The sequence below is a fragment of the Massilia sp. UMI-21 genome (assembly GCA_015277795.1).
GTDB lineage: Bacteria > Pseudomonadota > Gammaproteobacteria > Burkholderiales > Burkholderiaceae_D > Telluria.
In genome coordinates, this window is record CP063848.1 from 4328859 (window position 1) to 4349537 (window position 20679).

At 67.3% G+C, this 20679-nt stretch carries 17 protein-coding genes; 7 read left to right on the forward strand and 10 right to left on the reverse strand.

Annotation, left to right across the window (positions count from 1 at the left end; translation table 11 throughout):
- Window positions 1-6: 6 nt before the first annotated feature.
- Window positions 7-1122, reverse strand: coding sequence for a glycosyltransferase family 4 protein (locus tag IM543_19105; protein QOY93632.1), 1116 nt, complete (start codon window positions 1120-1122; stop codon window positions 7-9).
- Between the two features lie 322 nt (window positions 1123-1444).
- Here IM543_19105 and IM543_19110 point away from each other — a divergent pair, with 322 nt between their 5' ends.
- Window positions 1445-2545 carry a hypothetical protein gene (locus IM543_19110; protein ID QOY96763.1) on the forward strand — a complete coding sequence of 367 codons (1101 nt, stop codon included), beginning with the start codon at window positions 1445-1447 and terminating at the stop codon, window positions 2543-2545.
- 108 nt (window positions 2546-2653) lie between these two features.
- Here IM543_19110 and IM543_19115 read toward each other — a convergent pair whose 3' ends face one another.
- From IM543_19115 to IM543_19125, 3 genes are all read right to left on the reverse strand, one after another.
- Entirely contained in the window at window positions 2654-3670 is a 1017-nt protein-coding gene (locus tag IM543_19115) for a fumarylacetoacetate hydrolase family protein (protein QOY93633.1), read from the reverse strand.
- A 58-nt stretch (window positions 3671-3728) separates the two neighbouring features.
- Window positions 3729-4772 (reverse strand): phospholipase A, encoded by a 1044-nt coding sequence (locus tag IM543_19120; protein QOY93634.1) that lies wholly within the window; start codon window positions 4770-4772, stop codon window positions 3729-3731.
- Between the two features lie 158 nt (window positions 4773-4930).
- Window positions 4931-5644, reverse strand: coding sequence for a 16S rRNA pseudouridine(516) synthase (locus IM543_19125; GenBank protein ID QOY93635.1), 714 nt, complete (start codon window positions 5642-5644; stop codon window positions 4931-4933).
- Between the two features lie 251 nt (window positions 5645-5895).
- On the opposite strand from IM543_19125, the gene IM543_19130 reads away from it, so the two are divergent.
- On the forward strand, window positions 5896-6222 hold the full coding sequence (locus tag IM543_19130; protein ID QOY93636.1) for a hypothetical protein: 327 nt from the start codon (window positions 5896-5898) through the stop codon (window positions 6220-6222).
- 220 nt (window positions 6223-6442) lie between these two features.
- Here IM543_19130 and IM543_19135 read toward each other — a convergent pair whose 3' ends face one another.
- The 4 genes from IM543_19135 to IM543_19150 form a co-directional block, all read right to left on the reverse strand.
- Entirely contained in the window at window positions 6443-7456 is a 1014-nt protein-coding gene (locus IM543_19135) for a S49 family peptidase (GenBank protein ID QOY93637.1), read from the reverse strand.
- Window positions 7457-7505: 49 nt separating this feature from the next.
- Entirely contained in the window at window positions 7506-7922 is a 417-nt protein-coding gene (locus IM543_19140; GenBank protein ID QOY96764.1) for a Rieske 2Fe-2S domain-containing protein, read from the reverse strand.
- A 20-nt stretch (window positions 7923-7942) separates the two neighbouring features.
- On the reverse strand, window positions 7943-8602 hold the full coding sequence (locus tag IM543_19145) for an HAD-IIIA family hydrolase (protein QOY93638.1): 660 nt from the start codon (window positions 8600-8602) through the stop codon (window positions 7943-7945).
- 167 nt (window positions 8603-8769) lie between these two features.
- Entirely contained in the window at window positions 8770-9759 is a 990-nt protein-coding gene (locus IM543_19150; GenBank protein ID QOY93639.1) for an RluA family pseudouridine synthase, read from the reverse strand.
- A gap of 695 nt (window positions 9760-10454) precedes the next feature.
- Here IM543_19150 and IM543_19155 point away from each other — a divergent pair.
- The 5 genes from IM543_19155 to IM543_19175 all read left to right on the forward strand — a co-directional run bounded on the left by IM543_19155 (window position 10455) and on the right by IM543_19175 (window position 18870).
- Window positions 10455-13559 (forward strand): Rne/Rng family ribonuclease, encoded by a 3105-nt coding sequence (locus tag IM543_19155; GenBank protein QOY93640.1) that lies wholly within the window; start codon window positions 10455-10457, stop codon window positions 13557-13559.
- A gap of 91 nt (window positions 13560-13650) precedes the next feature.
- Entirely contained in the window at window positions 13651-14964 is a 1314-nt protein-coding gene (gene chrA / locus IM543_19160) for a chromate efflux transporter (protein QOY93641.1), read from the forward strand.
- On the forward strand, window positions 14957-16066 hold the full coding sequence (gene moaA, locus IM543_19165) for a GTP 3',8-cyclase MoaA (GenBank protein ID QOY93642.1): 1110 nt from the start codon (window positions 14957-14959) through the stop codon (window positions 16064-16066). Before chrA ends, moaA begins: the two co-directional genes overlap by 8 nt.
- Window positions 16067-16074: 8 nt before the next feature.
- Window positions 16075-17946: a molybdenum cofactor guanylyltransferase MobA gene (mobA, locus tag IM543_19170; protein ID QOY93643.1), complete on the forward strand. Its 1872-nt coding sequence runs from the start codon at window positions 16075-16077 to the stop codon at window positions 17944-17946.
- Between the two features lie 270 nt (window positions 17947-18216).
- Window positions 18217-18870 (forward strand): hypothetical protein, encoded by a 654-nt coding sequence (locus IM543_19175; protein ID QOY93644.1) that lies wholly within the window; start codon window positions 18217-18219, stop codon window positions 18868-18870.
- Between the two features lie 14 nt (window positions 18871-18884).
- Here IM543_19175 and rmuC read toward each other — a convergent pair whose 3' ends face one another.
- Both rmuC and IM543_19185 read right to left on the reverse strand, forming a co-directional pair.
- The gene (rmuC, locus tag IM543_19180) at window positions 18885-20210 is read right to left on the reverse strand and encodes a DNA recombination protein RmuC (protein QOY93645.1); all 1326 of its coding nucleotides are present in this window, start codon (window positions 20208-20210) and stop codon (window positions 18885-18887) included.
- 9 nt (window positions 20211-20219) lie between these two features.
- On the reverse strand, window positions 20220-20624 hold the full coding sequence (locus IM543_19185; protein ID QOY93646.1) for a group II truncated hemoglobin: 405 nt from the start codon (window positions 20622-20624) through the stop codon (window positions 20220-20222).
- Window positions 20625-20679: the final 55 nt, after the last annotated feature.

Here is a 20679-nt window from a genome sequence, read left to right on the forward strand (position 1 = left end):
GGGCGCCTACTCGAGGACGACGTCGGGCACCGACGCGGGGCGCCCGGAGCGGCGCCGCGCAAACCACGCCGCCATCACCAGCGCGTACACCGACAGGTACAGCAGGAAGCTCGCCAGCACGCCCTGCAGCAGGGCCTCGGGCACGGCGGCGAAGCGCACCGCGGTCAATGCCGGCACCAGCGCCACCGCCCACGAGAACGGCGACACGCAGGCATTGCGCAGCGCGGCCGGCAAGGCGCGGAAGTAGTGCGCCGCGATGGCGGTCTTGACCAGGCTGTGCAGGTGCCAGCTGTCCGGGTGGCCCGGATGGCGGCGGCACCACAGGCGGCGCAGGATGGTGAACACGGTCTCGAAGACCGGGTAGCCGCAGGCCAGCAGCGGCGCCCAGGGCGAGATCAGCGGATTGCGATAGACCAGCATTACCGACATCCAGGCCAGCAGGAAGCCGAGCAGGTAGGCGCCGCCGTCGCCCAGGAACAGTTTGCCGAACGGGAAATTGACGACGAAGAAACCGGCGGTGACCGCGCACACCAGGAAGCACAGCTGCGCCAGGGCGGGGTCGCCGGCGTCCTGGGCGATGAGGCCGAGCGCGGCCATGCCGATCAGCACGGTGCCGCTGGCGAGGCCGTTGAAACCGTCGATGATATTCACCGCATTGGCCACCCCGCCCACCGCGAAGGCGGTGAACAGGACCGACGCGGGCAGCCAGGTCAGCAGCATGTCGAGCGGCTGGACACCGATGTGCAGCAGGGTGACGCCGGTCAGGCCCCAGCAGCAGATGCCGCTGGCCACGGTGGCGAACAGGCGCGCGCGTACCGAGACGTTGCGGGTCAGGTCTTCCGCCAGGCCGAAGACGAAGGCCGGCATGGCGGACACCAGCACCGGCAGCAGCAGTTCCTGCTGGCTCTCGGACAGCACGCCGAGCGACAGCCAGAGGCCGAGCATGATGGCGGCGCCGCCGATGCGAGGCGTCGGGGTGATATGGAATTTTTGTACGCCGTGCGTCGCGTCGAGCGAAAAGCGCCCGTGCCAGCGCGTCGTCAGGACGAGCAGCAGCGAACAGGCAAGCGACACGGCAAAACCAAGCTCGAGGCCGGCGAATGGCAGATTATTAATACTCATAGAACCACTTTGTTAACCCGGCAATTCTAGCGCATGTCCTCTTAACGAACCGGCAATCATGTTACAGAGTGTTTCGCCACCGGCCATCGCAAGCCCTTGATCCTTCGAGAAGAATCGCGCAATTCTAAGGATCTTGATATCTCACAATCAACCGCCTTGAAACTTCTCCTACTATTCCCGACAATTCGTTACACCTTTATTAGCGGCAATTATTCTCACTGAATAACTTTTCCGTTCGGGAGCCCCGATGGTTTTCACCCGGTACCGCGCCGCATGTGTCGTCTTCCACTTGTCCCTGCTTGCATTGCTTGCCCTGGCGGCCATGCCGGCGCACGGCCAGTCCACCGAGTTGGCCGAATTGCGCGCCCGCCAGCTCGAGGCCGAGGCGCGCCAGGCCGTGGCCGAGGCCGAGCGCGCCGAACTGCTGGCGCGGCTGCCGCCGGCGCAGTCCAAGCCCTTATCCGGCAGCATCGATAGCCGCCAGTTCGGCGCCGCCGGGCTGGTGCGCGCCTTCGACCTGGCGCGCGAGCTCGCCGCCACGCTCTGCGCACGCCTGCCGGACGGTCGCGTCGCCGCCCTCTACGATCCGGCCACGGCCCAGGGCATGGTGGCGGCGCGCACGGTAGACAGCGCCCTCGCCCGCCTCTCCGGCGACATGGCCGACCGCAACAAGGCCTTGCAGCGCTACCTCGACACCCAGCGCCCGCCCGGCACTGGCGCCGCCGCGCTGCCGCTGGCCGTGCTGGCGGTGGTGCCGGCGACGGTGCGCGCCGGCGCCGACCTCGCCGCCCTGCTGCGCAGCAATGTCACGGTGACGGGCGTCGGTTACGGCGAGGGTGCGCGCAGCCTGTTCGCCAGCGCCCTGGCCCAGGCCTGCCCCGAGCGCATCAGCGGCCTGGGGGCCGGCTACCTGGGCGAACTCGACTGGGCGCGCTACGAGAAACTGCTGGGGCGCCTCAAGGCCCTGGCCGCCCACCGCGCCGACTACGCCCAGCGCATCGCCGAACTGCAGGTGCTGGAAGACGCGGCCAAGGGCGAGCAGAAGAAGGAGATGGCGGCCGTGGCCCAGGCGGCGCTGGCGCAACTGAAGGTGGTCGATGCCTTCGTCGATTCGCTCAAGGCCGGCGAGGCCAGCGACCGGAGTCCGCTGTTCAATGCGGCGCGCTACCTCGGCTACAGCGAACGTACCGCGGGCAGCCTGGTGCTGGACGTCGACCTGCGCCTGGAAGGCATGAGCATCGTGAAGGAAAACCTGTTCACCGGCCAGCACCTGCGCCTGTCGGGCGTGGCCTTCCTGTGGTACCGCCTGCACGAGCCGGACGGACGCCTGCTGGCGGCCGATGTGCTGCGGCGGATCAGCCGGCCGGTCGAGGTGGATTTGCGTGGGAGCGGCGCGCCGGATGCGTTCTGGTCCGGACCGTAGGGTGGTCGGCTCTGCCGACCGCGCGTTCAACTGACGCAAGCCTTGTGGCAATGCATTTCGTACCTGCACGCGCGGTCGGCGAAGCCGCCTTTCGTGGCCCGGACCACCCTACGCACGCTCCAGCTTTTTCACCGTCTGCTCGATGGCCCCGAAGATCGACTTGCCCTTCTCGTCCAGCATCTCGATGCGGATGCTGTCGCCGAAGCGCATGAAGGGGGTGACCGGCTCGCCGAACTCGATGGTCTCGCCGCAGCGCTGCTCGGCGATGCACGAGTAACCGCGCGAGGCATGCCCTTCCCGGCCGGCCTTGTTCGACACCGCGCCCGAGCCGACGATGCTGCCGGCGCGCACCCTGCGGCTCTTGCACAGGTGCGCGATCAGCTGCGGGAAGTTGAACGCCATGTCCACGCCGGCGTCCGGCTGCCCCACCAGGCGGCCGTTCCAGCTCGAGCGCAGCGGATGGTGCAGCTTGCCGTCGCGCCAGGCCTCGCCCAGTTCGTCCGGCGTCACCGCCACCGGCGAAAAACCCGTGGCCGGCTTCGACTGCAGGAAGCCGAAGCCCTTGGCCAGCTCGTCCGGGATCAGATTGCGCAGCGAAACGTCGTTGGCCAGCATCACGAGGCGAATCTGGCCGTGGGCGGCATCTGGCGTGGCGCCCATCGGCACGTCGCCGGTCAGCACCGCCACCCCGGCCTCGAAATCGATGCCCCACTCCTCGTGCGCCAGCACGATGTCGTCCATCGGCCCCGACAGGTCGTCGCTGCCGCCCTGGTGCATTAGCGGGTCTTCGCGGAACGAGGCCGGCATCCCGGCCTTGCGCGCCTTGTGCGCCAGTTCGACGTGATTGAGGTAGGCCGAGCCGACGGCCCACTGGTAGGCCCGCGGCAGCGGCGCCATGCACCTGGCCGGGTCGAAATCGAAGGGACGGCGCGCCTGGCCCTCCGCCCTTCCTTCGTTGAGCAAGCGGGACAGCTCGAGCAGCTGGGGCGCAATGAAGGCCCAGTCGTCGAGCGCGGCCTGCAGCGTGGGCGCGATACCGTCGGCGACGTGGGCGGTCTTCAGGTCGCGCGACACGACCAGCAGCTGGCCGTCGCGGGTGCCGTCGTTGAGCGTGGCGAGTTTCATGGAGTGCGGGTGCGGGTTCGTGTTGTCAACCCGCTATTGTAGCCCTGCTCCGCGCCGCTCAGTACCGGACCACCACGCCGGCGCCGACGCTGCGCTGGAAGTAGTTGTAGTCGATCAGGCTCTGGCCATAGCCGGAGAACACCTGCACGTAGCCCTTGAGCGGTCCGGCGAACGGGAAGGCCCAGCCGAGCTGGGTGGCGCCCTTGTGGGTGGAAAAGTTATGGCGCAGCACGGCCGAGAACTCGTGGCCGTCCATCCGGTAGCTGCCGGACAGTTCCCCGCGTCCCATGAAATCGACAATGTCGGGATTGTTGTCGTCCTCGAGCGGCTCATTGAGGCGCTTCCACACGCGCGCCGTCACCGAGAGGGGGCCGCGTTCGAGGCCCACCTGGGCGTACACCCGGTTCCAGCTGCGCGACAGGGTCGAGGCCTGGCCGTTCGACTGGTGCGCCATGCCCAGGTTCAGGTACTTCAGTTTGGTGCCCAGCACATCGAAGTTCAGCGGCGTCACCAGCATCAGCTCCGGCCGGTAGTTGGTTTCGCGGAAAGGACTGGAGGCTTCGCGGTTACCTGCTTGCCAGAAGCTGTTCTGGGTATAGCCGAACCACAGGTCGACCGGCAGCTCGAAGGCGGTCTCGACCATTTTCATCTTGAAGCCGAGCTGGTATTGCAACTCGGCGTGCGACAGCTTGCCCGTGAAATCGGCGGCGCGGAAAGGCTCGTAGGGCGCCTCGTTGGGACGGTAGCTGCGGGCCGCGATCAGGTAGTTCGGCTGGTGCGGACGGAACTGGAAGACGCCGCGGCGGTGCTTCTGGTCCAGCTCCCAGTGGGCGTCCATGGTGTATTCGTCGGCCTCGGCGACCGGATCGACCGAGGCGGTGCGTGGCTCGGCGATCGTGGCGTCGGCGGCGGCGGCGGCGGCCACATCGTTCGTGGCCGCAGGCAGGGCGGACGCGGCCGCGAGGCGGTCGAAACAGCCGAGACGTCCGTTGGTATCGGCGATTCGGGCGCAATCGGCAAGCTGCTGCGGGAGTTGCTGGGCGACGGCTGGGACGGCAATCAGGAAAGGCAGGAGTGCTGCGGGGATCTTCTTCAAGTACATGGGAAATTTTCGGAAACGGCTATGCGGCCGCCGTGCCATGGACACAAGGACGCATGGCACGGCGGGTAAATACCGGCAGTGTCGCGGAAAAACCTGAAAGATGTCGCACCGTTTGATGCGGCGCAATATCGTCGGGCGCTCGGTGGCGCCGACCGCCCTCAGGGAACCAGCAAATCGCGCTGTTCCTGCTCCAGGAAGCACCACTCGCCCTCGTTCAGGCCGAGCGATTCCAGCGTCAGGCCGCCAATCTGGGAGCGGTGCAGCGCGCTGCAATGGTTGCCGGCAGCGGCCAGCATGCGCTTGACCTGGTGGTATTTGCCCTGCTCCAGTACGATCTCGAGCAGGTGTTCGCCGCGCTGCACGCAGGACACCGCTTTCAAGGGCGCCGGTTCGTCGTGCAGCTGCACGCCCGACAGCATCTGCTCGACCAGGGCTTCGGTCACCGCCTCGGCGGTGGTGGCCTGGTAGACCTTGGGCACATGGCGCTTGGGCGAGGACTGGGCGTGGATGAAGGGACCGTCGTCCGACATCAGCAGCAAGCCGGTGGTGTCGTGGTCGAGCCGGCCGACCGGCTGCACGTCGCGCCAGCCGAACTGCTCGGGCAGCAGGGTCAGCACGCCGGGGTGATGGCTCGGCTTGCGCGAGCATTCGTAGTCGGCCGGCTTGTACAGCGCCAGATAGACCCGCTCGCGGTAGCGCCATTCCTCGTCGAACACCGTCAGCACGAGATTGTCGGTATCGAAGCTGGCCTTGTAGTTATCTTCGACCGCGCCGTTGACGAGCACGTCGCCGTCCTCGATCAGCGCGCGGCAGTATTTGCGGGTGCCGAATCCCTGCGATTGCAGGATGCGGTCCAGGGATAGTTTGCTCATGGGGCGCCACTTTAACAGAAGGGGCAGACCCGACAAAGCATCCCTTCAGCGGATTCCTACCCCCTAACTTTCAGTCACACCCCAGCCTCGGGGTAAATCTTTCCGACAAATCTCGGATGCATCTGCACATTTGACGCGCGTCAAGCTTAGGAACTTTCCTATTGATAGACTTCAACGCGTTAGGAATCCGCCTAACACCTAGAGGAGTATCTAAAGCAAAACATCCTCGCCCACACCAATAGGACAAGATTGTGCACATCGACACCCAACCGACCGCAGGCCCGCTTCAACTCGCAGTTGACCCTGCCGAGCGACGCCAGATCGCCAGAACCCAGGCTGCCTGCTTCCCGACCCGGCTCGCGCTCTCGCGCTGGCAATACGGTGGGCACATTCCCCACCTGCATCACGGTGCGCCGGCCCTGCGCGCCGCCTGGTATGCCGCTGCCCGGCGCGATTTCCAGGCCTGGCTCGACCGCGGCGGTTTCTGCCAGTACGAAGACACGGCGCCGGCCGCGGCAATGGACGCTTGCCGGCCGGCGGCCGATGGCGATGCGGAGCACATCGGCACCTGCATCTGACCGGCCCGGGAAGTGAAAACGACGGCCGGAGCCGTCGCTTTCACTTCCTGAGAAGGAACACCACTGTGAGGAATTGAATTCTCTCGAAGCCGCACGCTCGGTGCGGTTGGGGAGCGCCTCTCGACCGGGTCGGTCATGACTGAGTGTGTGTCGTGACCGGCCTGCCCTCGAGCCGCACACCCTTAATATAGAACATGTTCCGCAAGATGCAAGCAAAATGTCATCGAAGCTGCGGCACAGCTCCCTTGTAGGCGGCACTGACCGCGCCGTTGCCGACCGCGGCGCCGAATCTCTTCAGGACGCGTTCCGGCAGGCCTTCGTGGGCGGTGTAGTCGACGATGTCCTCGGCCTTGACGATGTCGCGCGCGACCGTGTCCACCGTGCCGAAACCATCGGCCAGGCCCATCTCCACCGCCTTGGCGCCGGTCCAGTACAGGCCGGAGAAGATCTCGGGCGTTTCCTTCAGGCGCTTGCCGCGCCCGGCACGCACCACGGCGATGAATTGCTGGTGGATCTCGTCGAGCATGGCCTGGGCGCGCTCCCGGTGCCGCTCCGATTGCGGGCTGAACGGGTCGAGGAAGCCCTTGTTCTGGCCGGCGGTCAGGAGCCGGCGCTCGATGCCGAGCTTGTCCATCAGGCCGACGAAACCGAAGCTGTCCATCAGCACGCCAACCGAGCCGACCATCGAGGCCTTGTTGACATAGATGCGATCGGCCGACGAGGCGACGTAGTAGCCGGCCGAGGCGCAGATCTCGTCCACCACCACATACAGGGGCTTGTCGGGATAGCCGCGCTTGAGGCGCCGGATCTCGTCGACGATGATGCCGGCCTGCACCGGGCTGCCGCCGGGGCTGTCGATGCGCAGCACCACCGCGGCCGAGCCGGCGTCGGAGAAAGCCTTGTTCAGCGACGGGATCACGGTGTCGGCCGCGCCGCTGCCTTCGGCGTCGATCTCGCCATTGATTTCGATGAGCGCCGTGTGGCGGCCCAGGTTTTCGTCCCCGCCGAGGCCGAAGGTGGAGTCGTAATAGGTCAGCAGGGCCAGGACCGCCACCAGCAGGAAGCTCAGCTTGAAGAAGATGCCCCAGCGCCGCGCCGCGCGCCGTTCCTGCACGGTGGCAAACACCAGTTTTTCGAGTGTTGCGCGTTCCCAGTTGCCGACCGTCGGGTCGGAGGCGAGCCGCTTGTCGGCCTGGCTGGACGGATCGTGGTCGTGACTCGTGTGGTCGCTCATTCGCTTGCTTGCGCTCTTTGCTCGGTTGCTCGATTGCTCGATTGCTCAGTTACTCAGATGCCTGTCCGTTGCTTGCCGGCGCCGCCGGATGCCCGGACTGCGGCGCCCGCACCAGCTCGTCGGGTTGCCACCAGATGGCGCCATCCCGCTCGGCCACGGCGATCGGCCGCAGCCGACCGCCACGGCACGGGCCGCCGGCGCACTTGCCGGTATCCGGCTCGTACACCGCGCCGTGGGTCGCGCACATCAGGTACAGGCCGCTCGACTCGAAAAAATCGCCCTGCGACCAGTCGAGTTCGATCGGCACATGTGCACAACGGTTCAGGTAGGCAAATGGTTTACCGTCATACCGTACCACAAAGCCGGTCCCAGGGTGCCCAAAAGCAATGACGGGGAAGCGCACGCCCTTGCCGGCGTCGAGCAAGACGGACGCTTCGCAGACGAACAGGCCGCGCTCCTCAGCCATCGCGGGCATCTCAGCCATGCTCAGGCGTTCTCCAGCAACCACGCGTGCAGTTCGGGAATCGAGCGGGCCGAGAAGATCGGCCGGCAGGCCTGCAGCTGGTGCACCGGATGGGCGCCGAACTCGACCGCGATGCCTGCCGCGCCGGCATTGTTCGCCATCATCAGGTCGTGGGTGGTATCGCCGATCATGACGGTGCGGCGCAGGGTCTGGCCCAGTTCGCGCGTCAGTTCCTGCAGCATGGCCGGATGCGGCTTGGAGAAGGTTTCGTCGGCGCAGCGGGTGGCGTCGAACATCGACAGCAGCCCGGCCGCGTTCATGGCGCGGTTCAGGCCCACGCGGCTTTTGCCGGTAGCCACGGCCAGGAAGTAACCCTGCTGGGAAAGATCGTTCAACATCTCGCGCACGCCCTTGAACAGCACCAGCTCGTGGTCTTTCGTGAGGAAGTGGTAACGGTAGCGCTCGACCATGCGCGGGTACAGCACCGGGTCGATATCGGGCAGCACGGCTTGCATGGCCTCGGACAGGCCGAGACCGATCACGTGCGAGGCCGAGGCATCGCTCGGCACCGGCAGCCCGAGGTCGCGCGCCGCCGACTGGATGCAGCGGACGATCGCCGCCGTACTGTCCATCAGCGTGCCGTCCCAGTCGAAGACGATCAGGTCAAATTGAGTTCTTGGCATTGTGATTGGTGGCTTTGCCACCGGTTCCTGATTAATTTGTTAACTTGTCGCTCTTTGCAGGGTGGGCGGATTCTCCGCCCACGCGTTCAAGCTGCATGTGAACTGCAGCAATATCGCTGTGCAAGGGTCATGTGAACGCGTGGGCGGGAGACCCGCCCACCCTACATTTATGCTATCGGCTGCCCCAAGCTTACCAAGAATCGGTCGCACTCCGCCGGCAGGGGCGCGCGCAGGGTCATCGGCTGGCCGGTATCGGGGTGGGTGAACGTGATCTGGTAGGCGTGCAGGAACATGCGCTTGAGCGCCCCGCGCCGGTCGTTGGCCTTCTGGAGCTGCTTGTTCAGGGCAAAATCGCCGTATTTCTCGTCGCCCAGGATCGGAAAGCCACTCGAGGCCAGGTGCACGCGGATCTGGTGTGTGCGGCCAGTCTTGAGCTCGGCTTCCAGCAGGGCAAAGTCTTGCCACTTGCGCTTCAGGTTGAACACGGTGTGCGCTTCCTGGCCGCCGGCCTGCACCACCACGCGCCGCTCGCCGTCCGGCGTCGTGAACTTATGTAAAGGGAGCTTTACATGCTGGCGCTTGTTGGTCCAGTCGCCGGCCACCGCGGTGAGGTAGCGCTTGTCGGTCACGCCCTCGCGCATCTGGTCGTGCAGGTTGGTCAGCGCCGAACGCTTCTTGGCGATGAGCAGCAGGCCGGAGGTCTCGCGGTCGAGGCGGTGCACCAGTTCCAGGAACTTGGCCTGCGGCCGCGCCGCGCGCAGCTGTTCGATGACGCCATACGACACGCCCGAGCCGCCATGCACGGCCACCCCGGCCGGCTTGTCGATGACGAGCAGGTGCGTATCCTCGAACACGATGGCGAATTCAGCGCCCGGCGCGGCCTGGCTGCTGGCCTTCTCGGCGATGCGGATCGGCGGGATGCGCACCAGGTCGCCTTCGACAAGGCGGTACAACTGGTCGATACGGCCCTTGTTGACCCGGACCTCTCCCGAACGGAGGATGCGGTAGATGTGGCTTTTCGGGACGCCCTTACAGACGCGCAACAGATAGTTATCGATGCGCTGGCCGGCTTCTTCCTCGGTGATTGTCACGAACTGCGCCTGGATTGTGGGCTGCGATGAAGGGGGAACAACCTTGTTCTGGTCCACTGTTCTCATTGTCTTCCCAGAAATTCTCTCTAAGTCCTTCATTTTGAATATATAATCGACAGGCGGCGGTCAAACCTCTGCTGGTGTAAGAATTAAAACGATATTTTACACAGGGGCACGCTCCACCGGCCCCGCCATGAGCAAAATCGGTGGAAAAAAACGTGTACGCACATATCAGGCGCGAATCAGGGTTGCACCTGCAGTTGCAATCGGGTTGCGTGGCTGAGTGCAGGATGGACTGTTTGGATTTGTATGGATAAGTACCGGCAAGCCGCACCATTCGCGGCTCGCCGGTTGATGGTGTCGATAACGCTTGTCGTTTTCGCCCGACCCGAGGTAAGCCACACCCGAAGGCTTCAGAAGGGAGAGCTGGTCAATCGGCTGATCGTCGCTGATTGATCGCCCCGGTATCGAAGTCCCGGTTGTTCGCTGGCTACGGTCTGGCACGTTGTTGCACACCGCCCCGCTGATCCCGCCGTGCCCACCCCAACGTGGTGGCAGGCGGGCCAGCTGCTGGTTGCGGCGTGCGTAGACAATGACGTTCGGCACCACTGCGCCCCGTGCGGCAGCGATGCTTTTGCATCGCCCTGCCCCGTCCCGGGTATTCTCCCCTCCAACATCCTTCTCCGCGTACATTCCCTGTACTTTCGCCGCGTCTTACCAACGCGGCATGACACGGCCTTCGGGTCGCGGAGTTAATAAAAATGAAACGCATGTTGTTTAATGCTACGCAGCAAGAAGAGCTGCGCGTAGCGATTGTCGATGGCCAGAAGCTGATCGACATCGACATCGAGACCGCCGGTCGCGAGCAACGCAAGTCGAATATCTACAAAGGTGTCATCACCCGCATCGAACCCTCCCTCGAAGCCTGCTTCGTCAGCTACGGCGAAGACCGCCACGGCTTCCTCCCCTTCAAAGAAGTTGCCCGTTCCTATTTCCGCGATGGCGTCGACGTGCGTAACTGCACGATCAAGGAAGCCCTCAAGGAAGGCCAGGAAATCATGGTCCAGGTCGAGAAAGAGGAGCGCGGCAACAAGGGCGCGGCCCTGACCTCCTTCATTTCGCTGGCGGGCCGCTACCTGGTCCTGATGCCGAACAACCCGCGCGGCGGCGGCGTGTCGCGCCGTGTCGAAGGCGAAGAGCGCCAGGAACTGCGCGAAACCATGGACAAGCTCGACCTGCCGCAAGGCATGTCGGTGATCGCCCGCACCGCCGGCATCGGTCGCAACGTCGAAGAGCTGCAATGGGACCTGAACTACCTGATGCAGCTGTGGCGCGCGATTGAAGGCGCCGGCAAGTCGGCCTCCGGACCGTTCCTGATCTACCAGGAAAGCTCGCTCGTCATCCGCGCGATCCGCGATTATTTCCAGCCGGACATCGGCGAAGTCCTGATCGACACCGACGAGATCTTCGACCAGGCCCAGCAGTTCATGTCGCACGTGATGCCGGACATGGCGCACCGCGTCAAGCGCTACAGCGACGACGTGCCGCTGTTCTCGCGTTTCCAGATCGAACACCAGATCGAGACCGCCTACGCGCGCACCGTGCCGCTGCCGTCGGGCGGCGCGATCGTCATCGACCACACCGAAGCCCTGGTGTCCATCGACGTCAACTCGGCCCGCGCCACGCGCGGCTCCGATATCGAGACCACCGCCTTCAACACCAACTGCGAAGCCGCCGACGAAGTGGCGCGCCAGCTGCGCCTGCGCGACCTGGGCGGCCTGATCGTGATCGACTTCATCGACATGGAAGTGGCCAAGAACCAGCGCGAGGTGGAAAGCCGCCTGAAGGAAGCGCTGCACCATGACCGCGCCCGCGTCCAGATGGGCAAGATCTCGCGCTTCGGCCTGATGGAACTGTCGCGCCAGCGCCTGCGTCCGTCGCTGTCGGAAGGCTCGCACGTGACCTGCCCGCGCTGCTCGGGCACCGGCCACATCCGCGATACCGAATCCTCGGCCCTGCAAGTCCTGCGCATCATCCAGGAAGAGGCCATGAAAGAGAACTCGGCCGCGATCCACGTGCAGGTGCCGGTGGACGTCGCCGCTTTCCTGCTCAACGAGAAGCGCGGCGAAGTGCTCAAGATCGAGAACCGCCACCGCATCACCGTGATCCTGATCCCGAACAAGCATCTGGACACCCCGCACTACAAGCTCGAGCGCATCAAGGGCGACGACCCGCGCCTGGAAGACGCCGCCGCCAGCTACACCATGGCGGAATCGGCCGAGACCGACATGGGCTTCGCCAAGCGCCAGAAAGAAGAAGCCAAGCCGCGCCAGGAAGCCGTGGTCAAGACCATCACCCCGGCCCAGCCGGCCCCGGTGGTGGACCGCAGCGAAGCGGCCAAGCCGGCCAGGGCAGCCGCCCCGGCCGCGCCGGCCCCGAGCGCGCCGCCCGCGCCCGCCCCGAGCGAACTGGGCTTCTTCGCCCGCATCAAGCGCTTCTTCATGGGCGACCCGGTTGCGCCGGCGCCTGCCCCGGCGCCGAGCGTGGCCGAGAAGCCGGCTGCGCCAGCCAGTGCCGAACGCGGCGAGCGCAATGGCCGCAACGGCCAGCGTACCCGCAACGGCCGCAACGCCAAGGGCGGCCGCGAGCGCGACGAGCGCGACCTGAACGCCAAGCCTGAAGACGGCGCCAAGCCGGTGGAAGCCGAAGGCAAACCGGCGCGTCCGCCGCGCGAGAAGCGTGAGCCACGCGAGCCGCGCGAGCCGCGTGCCCCGCGCGAGCAGGCCGAGGGCGCAAGCGCTGCCCCGCGCACCGAGCGCGAGCCGGGCGAGCGCAAGGAACGCGCACCGCGCCAGCCGCGCGAGCGTGGCGAGCGCACCGAACGCGCCGCCCAGCAGCCGGTCGAAGCCAAGGTCGAGGAGCTGAAGCTGCAGGCCGCCCCGGCCCCGGCCGAGGAAAGCGACCTGTCGACCAGCACCCCGCACGGCGACGTGCTGGACCACGCGGTGAAAGTGGCCGCGCTGGGCGCGAACGGCGAAGAGCTGGACGCAGAAGGCGGCGACGAGCCGCGCCGCCGCCGCCGCCGCGGTGGCCGCAACCGCAATCGCCGCGACCGTGACCAGGTCGAGGGCATCGACTCGGCCGAAGGCATCGATGGCGCACCGGCCTTTACGCCGGTAGCCGACGAGGAAGCGGCCAAGGTCGCTGCCGCGGCCAAGTCGCCGAAGAAGGCTGCCGTTGCGGCGCAGCAAGGCCCGTGGCCGTTCCCGACCGCCGCATCGGTGGCTGCCAAGGCGCAAGCCGAGGCTGCCGCTGCTGCCCCGGCGCCGGCCGCTGCTCCTGCTCCTGCTCCTGCTCCTGCTCCTGCTCCTGCTCCTGCTCCGGTTGCCGAGGCTGCTCCGGCCCAGGCCGCCGCAGTGGAACGTGGTCCGTGGGCATTCCCGACCGCGGCATCGATGGCTGCGCGGAAGGCGCCGGCTGCGCCGGCGGAATCCGCCCCGGCACCGGTGGCCGAAGCGCCTGCTGCCGCTCCTGCTGCCGCTCCTGCCGCTGCTCCTGCCGCCGCTGCTCCAGCCGCTGCTCCTGCTGCGCCGGCTCCAACTCCGGCTCCGGCTCCGGCAGCGCCGGCGCCTGTGCAGGCAGCCCCGGCGCCGGTGGCCGCAGCCCCGACGCCTTCTGCGCCGATCGACATGAACGATCTGCTGTCCCAGGCCGGCCTGCAGCTCGCGTCGACCGACCCGGAAAAGCTGCGCGCCGCCCAGGAAGCCGCCGCCCAAGCCAACCCGCCGCAGCGCGTCGGCCGTGCCCGCAAGCCGGTGCAGGCGCCGGTGGACGAGCCGCTGATCCAGGTCGATACGCGTCAGTAAGCGTTTCGCCGCTGTTCGGGTGAAAAGCGAAAGGGAAGCCTGATGGCTTCCCTTTTTCTTTGGTCGCCGTCCCCGGAGTTACCATAACAAGATGCCATCGCCCGTCACCTTCCGCGAAGCCCTGCTCTACTGGCTCAAGCTCGGCTTCATCAGCTTCGGCGGCCCCGCCGGCCAGATCGCCCTGATGCACGCCGAACTGGTCGAGCGCCGCCGCTGGATTTCCGAACAGCGCTTCCTGCACGCCCTGAACTACTGCATGCTGCTGCCCGGGCCGGAGGCGACCCAGCTGGCGGTCTACATCGGCTGGCTCCTGCACCGCACCCGCGGCGGCATCATGGCCGGGCTGCTGTTCATCCTGCCCTCGCTGCTCTTGCTGATCGGCCTGTCCTGGGTCTACCTGGCCTGGGGGCACCTGGCAGCCATCGCCGGCGTCATGGCCGGCATCAAGCCGGCGGTGGTGGCGATCGTGATCGGGGCCGCCTGGCGCATCGGCACGCGCACCCTGCGCAACGGGCATCTTGCCGCCATCGCCGCGCTGGCCTTTGTCGCCATCGCGCTGCTCGGCATTCCGTTTCCGCTGATCGTGCTGGCGGCGGCGCTGGCCGGCCTCATCGGCGGCCGCGTCTGGCCGCAGCGCTTCCAGCCCGGCGGCGCCCACCCGGCCGAGCGCAAGCACGACGGGCCGGCCCTGATCGACGACGACAGCCCCACGCCGGCGCATGCCCGCTTCTCGCTGCGCCGCCTCGTGACAGTTGCCCTGGCCGGCATCGGCCTGGCGCTGGCGGCCTGGCTGGCGCTGGCCGCCGTGGTCGGCGTGGACGCGACCCTGAGCCGGATGGGCTGGTTCTTCACCAAGGCTGCCCTGATGAGCTTCGGCGGCGCCTACGCGGTGCTGCCCTACGTGGTGCAGGGCGCGGTCGCGCAGTACGGCTGGCTCGGCGCCACCCAGATGATCGACGGCCTGGCGCTGGGCGAAACCACGCCCGGCCCCCTGATCATGATCGTCGCCTTCGTGGGCTTCGTCGGCGGCTGGACCCATGCGCTGTTCGGGCCAAGCGCACTGCCGCTGGCGGGCATCGCCGGCGCGCTGGTGGCAAGCCTGTTCACCTTCCTGCCTTCGTTCGTGTTCATCCTGGCCGGCGCGCCGCTGGTCGAGTCCGGGCGCGGCAACATCCGCCTGACTGCGCCGCTGACCGCGATCTCGGCCGCGGTGGTCGGCGTGGTGGCCAGCCTGGCGGTGTTCTTCGGCCGGCACGTGTTCTTTGCCGGCGGCCAGCCGCAACCGGCGGCGATCGCCATCGGCCTGCTGGCCAGCATCGCCCTGCTCAGGTTCAAGCTGGGGCCGATCAAGCTGATCGCCGCCTGTGCGCTGGTGGGGCTCGTGCTATCGTATTGGCATGCCTGACAAAATCATTCCGATTACCGACCTGCGCTCGCCCGGGATGCCGGTGCCGGCGGTGCCGCAGGCGCCCACCGGCCTGCTCACCGACGCGCTCGGCCGGCCCCTGCACGACCTGCGCATCTCGGTGACCGACCGCTGCAATTTCCGCTGCGTCTACTGCATGCCGAAGGAAGTGTTCGACAAGGATTACGCCTACCTGCCGCACGGCGAGCTGCTGTCCTTCGAAGAGATCACCCGCGTGGCGCGCCTGTTCATCGCCCATGGCGTCGAGAAGATCCGCCTGACCGGCGGCGAGCCGCTGCTGCGCAAGCATCTCGAGCGCCTGGTGGGCATGCTGCGCGCCCTGCCGACCCCGAGCGGGCGCCCGCTCGACCTCACGCTTACCACCAACGGTTCGCTGCTGGCGCGCAAGGCCCAGACCCTGAAGGACGCGGGCCTGGACCGGGTCACGGTCTCGCTCGACGCGCTCGACGACAGCGTGTTCCGCCGCATGAACGACGTCGATTTCGCCGTGGCCGACGTGCTGCACGGCCTCGACGCCGCCCACGCCGCCGGGCTGGGGCCGATCAAGGTCAACATGGTGGTCAAGCGCGGCACCAACGAAGACCAGGTCCTGCCGATGGCGCGCCACTTCAAGGGGTCGCCGTTCATCCTGCGCTTCATCGAGTACATGGACGTGGGCGCTTCGAACGGCTGGAACATGGTTGATGTGATTCCGTCCGCCGAACTCGCGCGCCGGATCGGCGCCGAACTTCCCATCGCGCCGGTGGCCGCCAACTACAGCGGCGAGACCGCCGCCCGCTGGCGCTATCTCGACGAGGGCGGCGGCGAGGTCGGCTTCATCTCCAGCGTCACGCAAGCCTTCTGCCACGACTGCAGCCGCCTGCGCCTGTCCACCGAGGGCAAGCTCTACACGTGCCTGTTCGCCACCCGGGGCCACGACCTGCGCGCCCTGCTGCGCGCCGGGCGCAGCGACGCCGAGATCTCGGGCGCCGTCGCCCAGCTGTGGCGCGGACGCCTTGATCGCTATTCGGAAACGCGCAGCGTGGACAGCTCCGGGCTCGCGCGCGGCAAGAAAGTCGAAATGTCGTACATCGGCGGCTAGGAAGGCACATGGACAAGAAACGCATCACGGGACTCATCCTGGCGGGCGGCCGTGGCTCGCGCATGGGCAACGTCGACAAGGGCCTGCAGCCCTTCCGCGGCAAGCCGATGGCGCAGCACGCGATCGAGCGCCTGCTGCCGCAGGTCGGCTCGGTCATGGTCAATGCCAACCGCAACATCGAGCGCTGGCTGGAACTGGCCGCCCCCGTCTGGCAGGACGACACGCCCGGCTTCGCCGGGCCGCTGGCGGGCCTGGAAGCCGGCCTGCGCCACTGCGTCACGCCCTGGCTGCTGGCGGTGCCCTGCGATTCGCCCTTTCTGCCGGCCGACCTGGCCGCGCGCCTGGCCGCCGCCGTCGAAGACCAGGACGCCGACCTCGCCTTTGCCGTCACCCAGGAACCGGGCATGCGTCCGCAAGCGCATCCGGTGTTCTGCCTGGTGAAGGCCAGCCGCCTGCCGCTGCTGGCGCAGTACCTGGCGGAGGGCGGGCGCCGCATGGACGGCTGGTACAAGGAGCTGAAGGCGGTCGAGGTCGTGTTCGAGGACGCCGACGCTTTCCGCAACATCAACACCCTCGATGAACTGCAGGGGCTCGACGACACGCTGCCGCCCAGCCTCGCGCAGGTAACCGGCTGCCTGTCCGGCTACGATCCCGACGCGCTTCCTGTGCGCGACGCCCAGCGCATCATCCGTGAGTTCGTGCAGAAGGTAGACGCGGTGGAAAAGGTGGCGCTGCGCTCGGCGCTGGGGCGGGTGCTGGCGCGTGATGTGATCTCGCCGATCGACGTGCCCGCGCACGACAACTCGGCGATGGACGGCTTTGCGCTGCGCGGCGACGACCTGCGCGGCGAGGGCTCGCTGGCCCTGCGCGTGATCGGCACCACCTACGCCGGCAAGGCCTCGGGACTGGTCCCGGCGGCCGGGGAATGCGTGCGCATCATGACCGGCGGCGTGATGCCCGAAGGCTGCGACAGCGTGGTGCCGCAGGAATTCGTCACCCAGGACGGCGACAGCATCCATCTGCCGCCGGGCGTGATCCGCCCGGGCGACAACCGCCGCTTCGCCGGCGAAGACCTGAAGGCCGGCAGCCCGGCATTGCAGGCCGGACGCGTGGTGCGTGCCGCCGACCTGGGCCTGGTCGCCTCGCTCGGCATCGCAGAAGTCGCGGTGCAGCGGCGCCTGCGGGTGGCCTTCTTCTCGACCGGCGACGAACTGCGCTCGGTGGGCGAGGCGCTCGACCAGGGCTGCGTCTACGACAGCAACCGCTACACCATCTACGGCATGCTGCAACGCCTGGGCTGCGACATCATCGACATGGGCGTGGTGCGCGACGACCCGCAAGCGCTGGAAGACGCGCTGCGCAGCGCCTGCGAGAACGCCGACGCCATCATCACCTCGGGCGGGGTGTCGGTGGGCGCGGCCGACTACACCAAACAGATCATGGCGAAGCTCGGCGACGTCACCTTCTGGAAGATCGGCATGCGCCCCGGGCGGCCGCTGGCCTTCGGCCGCATCGCCTCGAACGGCCGCAGCGCCTTCCTGTTCGGGCTGCCGGGCAACCCGGTGGCGGTGATGGTGTCGTTCTACTTCTTCGCGCGCGACGCGCTGCTGCGCATGATGGGCGCCGAGGCCCCGCTGCCGCTGCTGCGCGCCCGCTCCGGCGGCGCAATCCGCAAGAAGCCCGGCCGCACCGAGTACCAGCGCGGCATCCTGGCGCGCGGCGAAGACGGCGAGCCGGAAGTGCGCATCACCGGCTCGCAGGGCTCGGGCATCCTGCGTTCGATGTCGGAAGCGAACTGCATGGTGGTGCTGCACGACGAGCAGGGCAACGTCGCGGCGGGCGACATGGTGGACATCGTGCCGTTCGACGGCCTGGTCTGAGCCGGACACGGGGCGCCCCGGGCGCCGAATTGCTGGCCGAGGCGCCTGACTGCTTCGGCCACGCCGATCCTCCTTCTGCATTGCACCCGCGATCATGCCGGCCAGGGCAAATACAATGAAAACGCCATGCTGTCCGGGTATCTGCGCCGCCGGTCGCCAGATGCTCATCCCCTGTGGCCGCATTTGTTCTATATTGCCGAGATGGCAAACCTGGAATGGTCTTCATGAACGCTCCGTTTCTCCCGAAAGTACCGCTCGAGCACCTGGCCGATGGGCGAGCCCCGGTCCGCCCCGATGAACGCGCTGCGCCGCATCCACCGGTTGTCGGCCCTGGCGGTCGGCGCCTATGCGCTGGTCCACCTGGCCAATCACCTGGTGGCCCTGCAAGGGGTCGAGCACCACATTGCCTTCATGGGCGCGCTGCGCCAGGTGACGCGCCTGAGCGCGGTCGAGGCCCTGCTGCTGGCCGCGGTGCTCGTGCAGGTGGTGTCGGGGTTGCTGCTGGCCAGGGGGCGGCCGAGAGCGCCGCGCGCAGCGCCGCGGCCCTTCCTGGCCAGGCTGCAGGCCATGTCCGGGCTCTACCTGGCGTTCTTTTTGGTGGTGCACGTCGGCTCGGTGATGGTCGGGCGTAGCGTGCTCGGGCTGGATACGAACTTCTGCTTCGCGGCGGCGGGCCTGCTGGTCGCGCCCTACTACCTGTTCTTCGTGCCCTACTACGGTCTGGCGGTCGCCGCGTTCGTGCTCCACCTGGCCTGCGCCATGCGCCGCCTGCTGCCGGCCGGCGCTGGGCCCGCCTGGAGCAGGCGTATCGGCTACGCGGGCATCGTGGGCGGCGTCGTGCTGGCGGCACTGATCGTGGCGGCGTTCAGCGGCGCCTTCCATCCGATCGCGCTGCCGCCGGCCTATCTGGCCACGTTCAGGTAGCGGACCCGTCCACCCTACGATTCGGTATCCAGCCCGTCCGCGCCCAGCATCAGCTGCGCCGCTTCGCTGGGCAGCGCTTCCACCGACTTCAGCTTGCGCGCCATCTGGCGGCTGCGCACTTCGGCGCTTTCGATGTTCTTGGCGGCCTTTTCCAGGGTCGCCTTGGTGGTCGCCAGCACGTCGCCGAACTTGGTGAACTCGGTCTTCACCGCACCCAGCACCTGCCATACCTCGGACGAACGCTTCTCCAGCGCCAGCGTGCGGAAGCCCATCTGCAGGCTGTTGAGCAGCGCGCTCAGGGTCGAGGGACCGGCGATGGTCACGCGCAGCGCGCGCTGCAGGTCGTCGGCCAGGCCGGGGCGGCGCATCACTTCCGCATACAGGCCTTCGGTCGGCAGGAACAGGATCGCGAAATCGGTGGTCTGCGGCGGCGACACGTATTTTTCGCAGATGGTCTTGGCCTCGACGCGCACCGCGCGTTCCAGTTCGGCGCCGGCACGCGCCACGCCGTCGGCGTCGGCCAGTTCGGCCGCTTCCAGCAGGCGCTCGTACTGCTCCTTCGGGAACTTGGCGTCGATCGGCAGCCACAAGGGCGGGCCGCCATCGACCATGCCCGGCAGCTTGATCGCGAATTCCACCCGCGCGCCGGTGCCGGCGATGGTCTCGACGTTCTTGGCGTACTGGTCAGTGGTGAGCACCTGCTCGAGCAGCATCTCGAGCTGCACCTCGCCCCAGGTACCGCGGGTCTTGACGTTGGTGAGCACTCGCTTGAGGTCGCCCACGCCGATCGCCAGCGCCTGCATTTCGCCCAGGCCCTGGTGCACTTTTTCCAGGCGCTCGCTGACCTGCTTGAAGGACTCGCTCAGGCGCGTCTCGAGCGTCGCATGCAGCTTTTCGTCGACCGTCTGGCGCATCTCTTCGAGGCGCCGGGCATTGTCGTTCTGCAGGTCGCGGATCTTGGTCTCGAGCGTGCCGCGCACTTCCAGCATGCGCTGGGCGTTCGATTCGGTGAGGTTCGACAGGGTCAGCTGCAGCGTGTCGGCGAAGCGCTTGAGCGCGCGCGCCTGCTCTTCGCGGCCGCTGGCCGAATGCATCTGCATCTGCTGGCGCATGGCGTCGAGCTGCTGCACGGTGGCCGCATGGTACTGGCCCATGTGCCCCGCCACTTCCTGGCGCGTGGCCTGGGCGGTGGACTGCATCTCGAGCCGCAGCTCGCGTTCCAGGCGTTCGATGTGGCGGCCGTCGCCGGCCTCGGCCTTACCCTTGCGTGCCTGCACCAGCAGCATCAGTTGCAGGACGATGACGACGGCCAGCGCCGCCAAAATGAGGATCGCGGTCATGCCCATATGTCAATCGGCCTTGTTCCGCATCCAGTCGGCGGTATGGTAGAAGGATTGCATCAGGCGCACCCGCAGCGCGTCGGGATAGCCCAGGTCTTCCATGGCCCAGGCCATTGCGCGCAGCCACTGGTCGCGCTCCCTGGTGCCGATGGCGAAGCCCAGGTGGCGCGCGCGCAGGCGCGGATGGCCGTACTGCTGCACGAACAGGTCGGGGCCGCCCGTCCAGCCGGACAGGAACATGAACAGCTTCTCGCGCGAGCTGTCGTTGGGAACCGGGTGCATCGCGTGGATGCCGGCGAAGTCGGGCTCCAGCTGCATCAGGTCGTAGAAACGGTCGACCAGTTCGCGCAGGCGCTCGGCGCCGCCCATCACTTCATACAGGCTTGGTGCTTCAGGGGTGTTCGAATCAAGCATGCCGCCATCATAGCGCAGCCGCAGCAGCCTGTGGCCGCTGCGGCTGCGCTGTTGC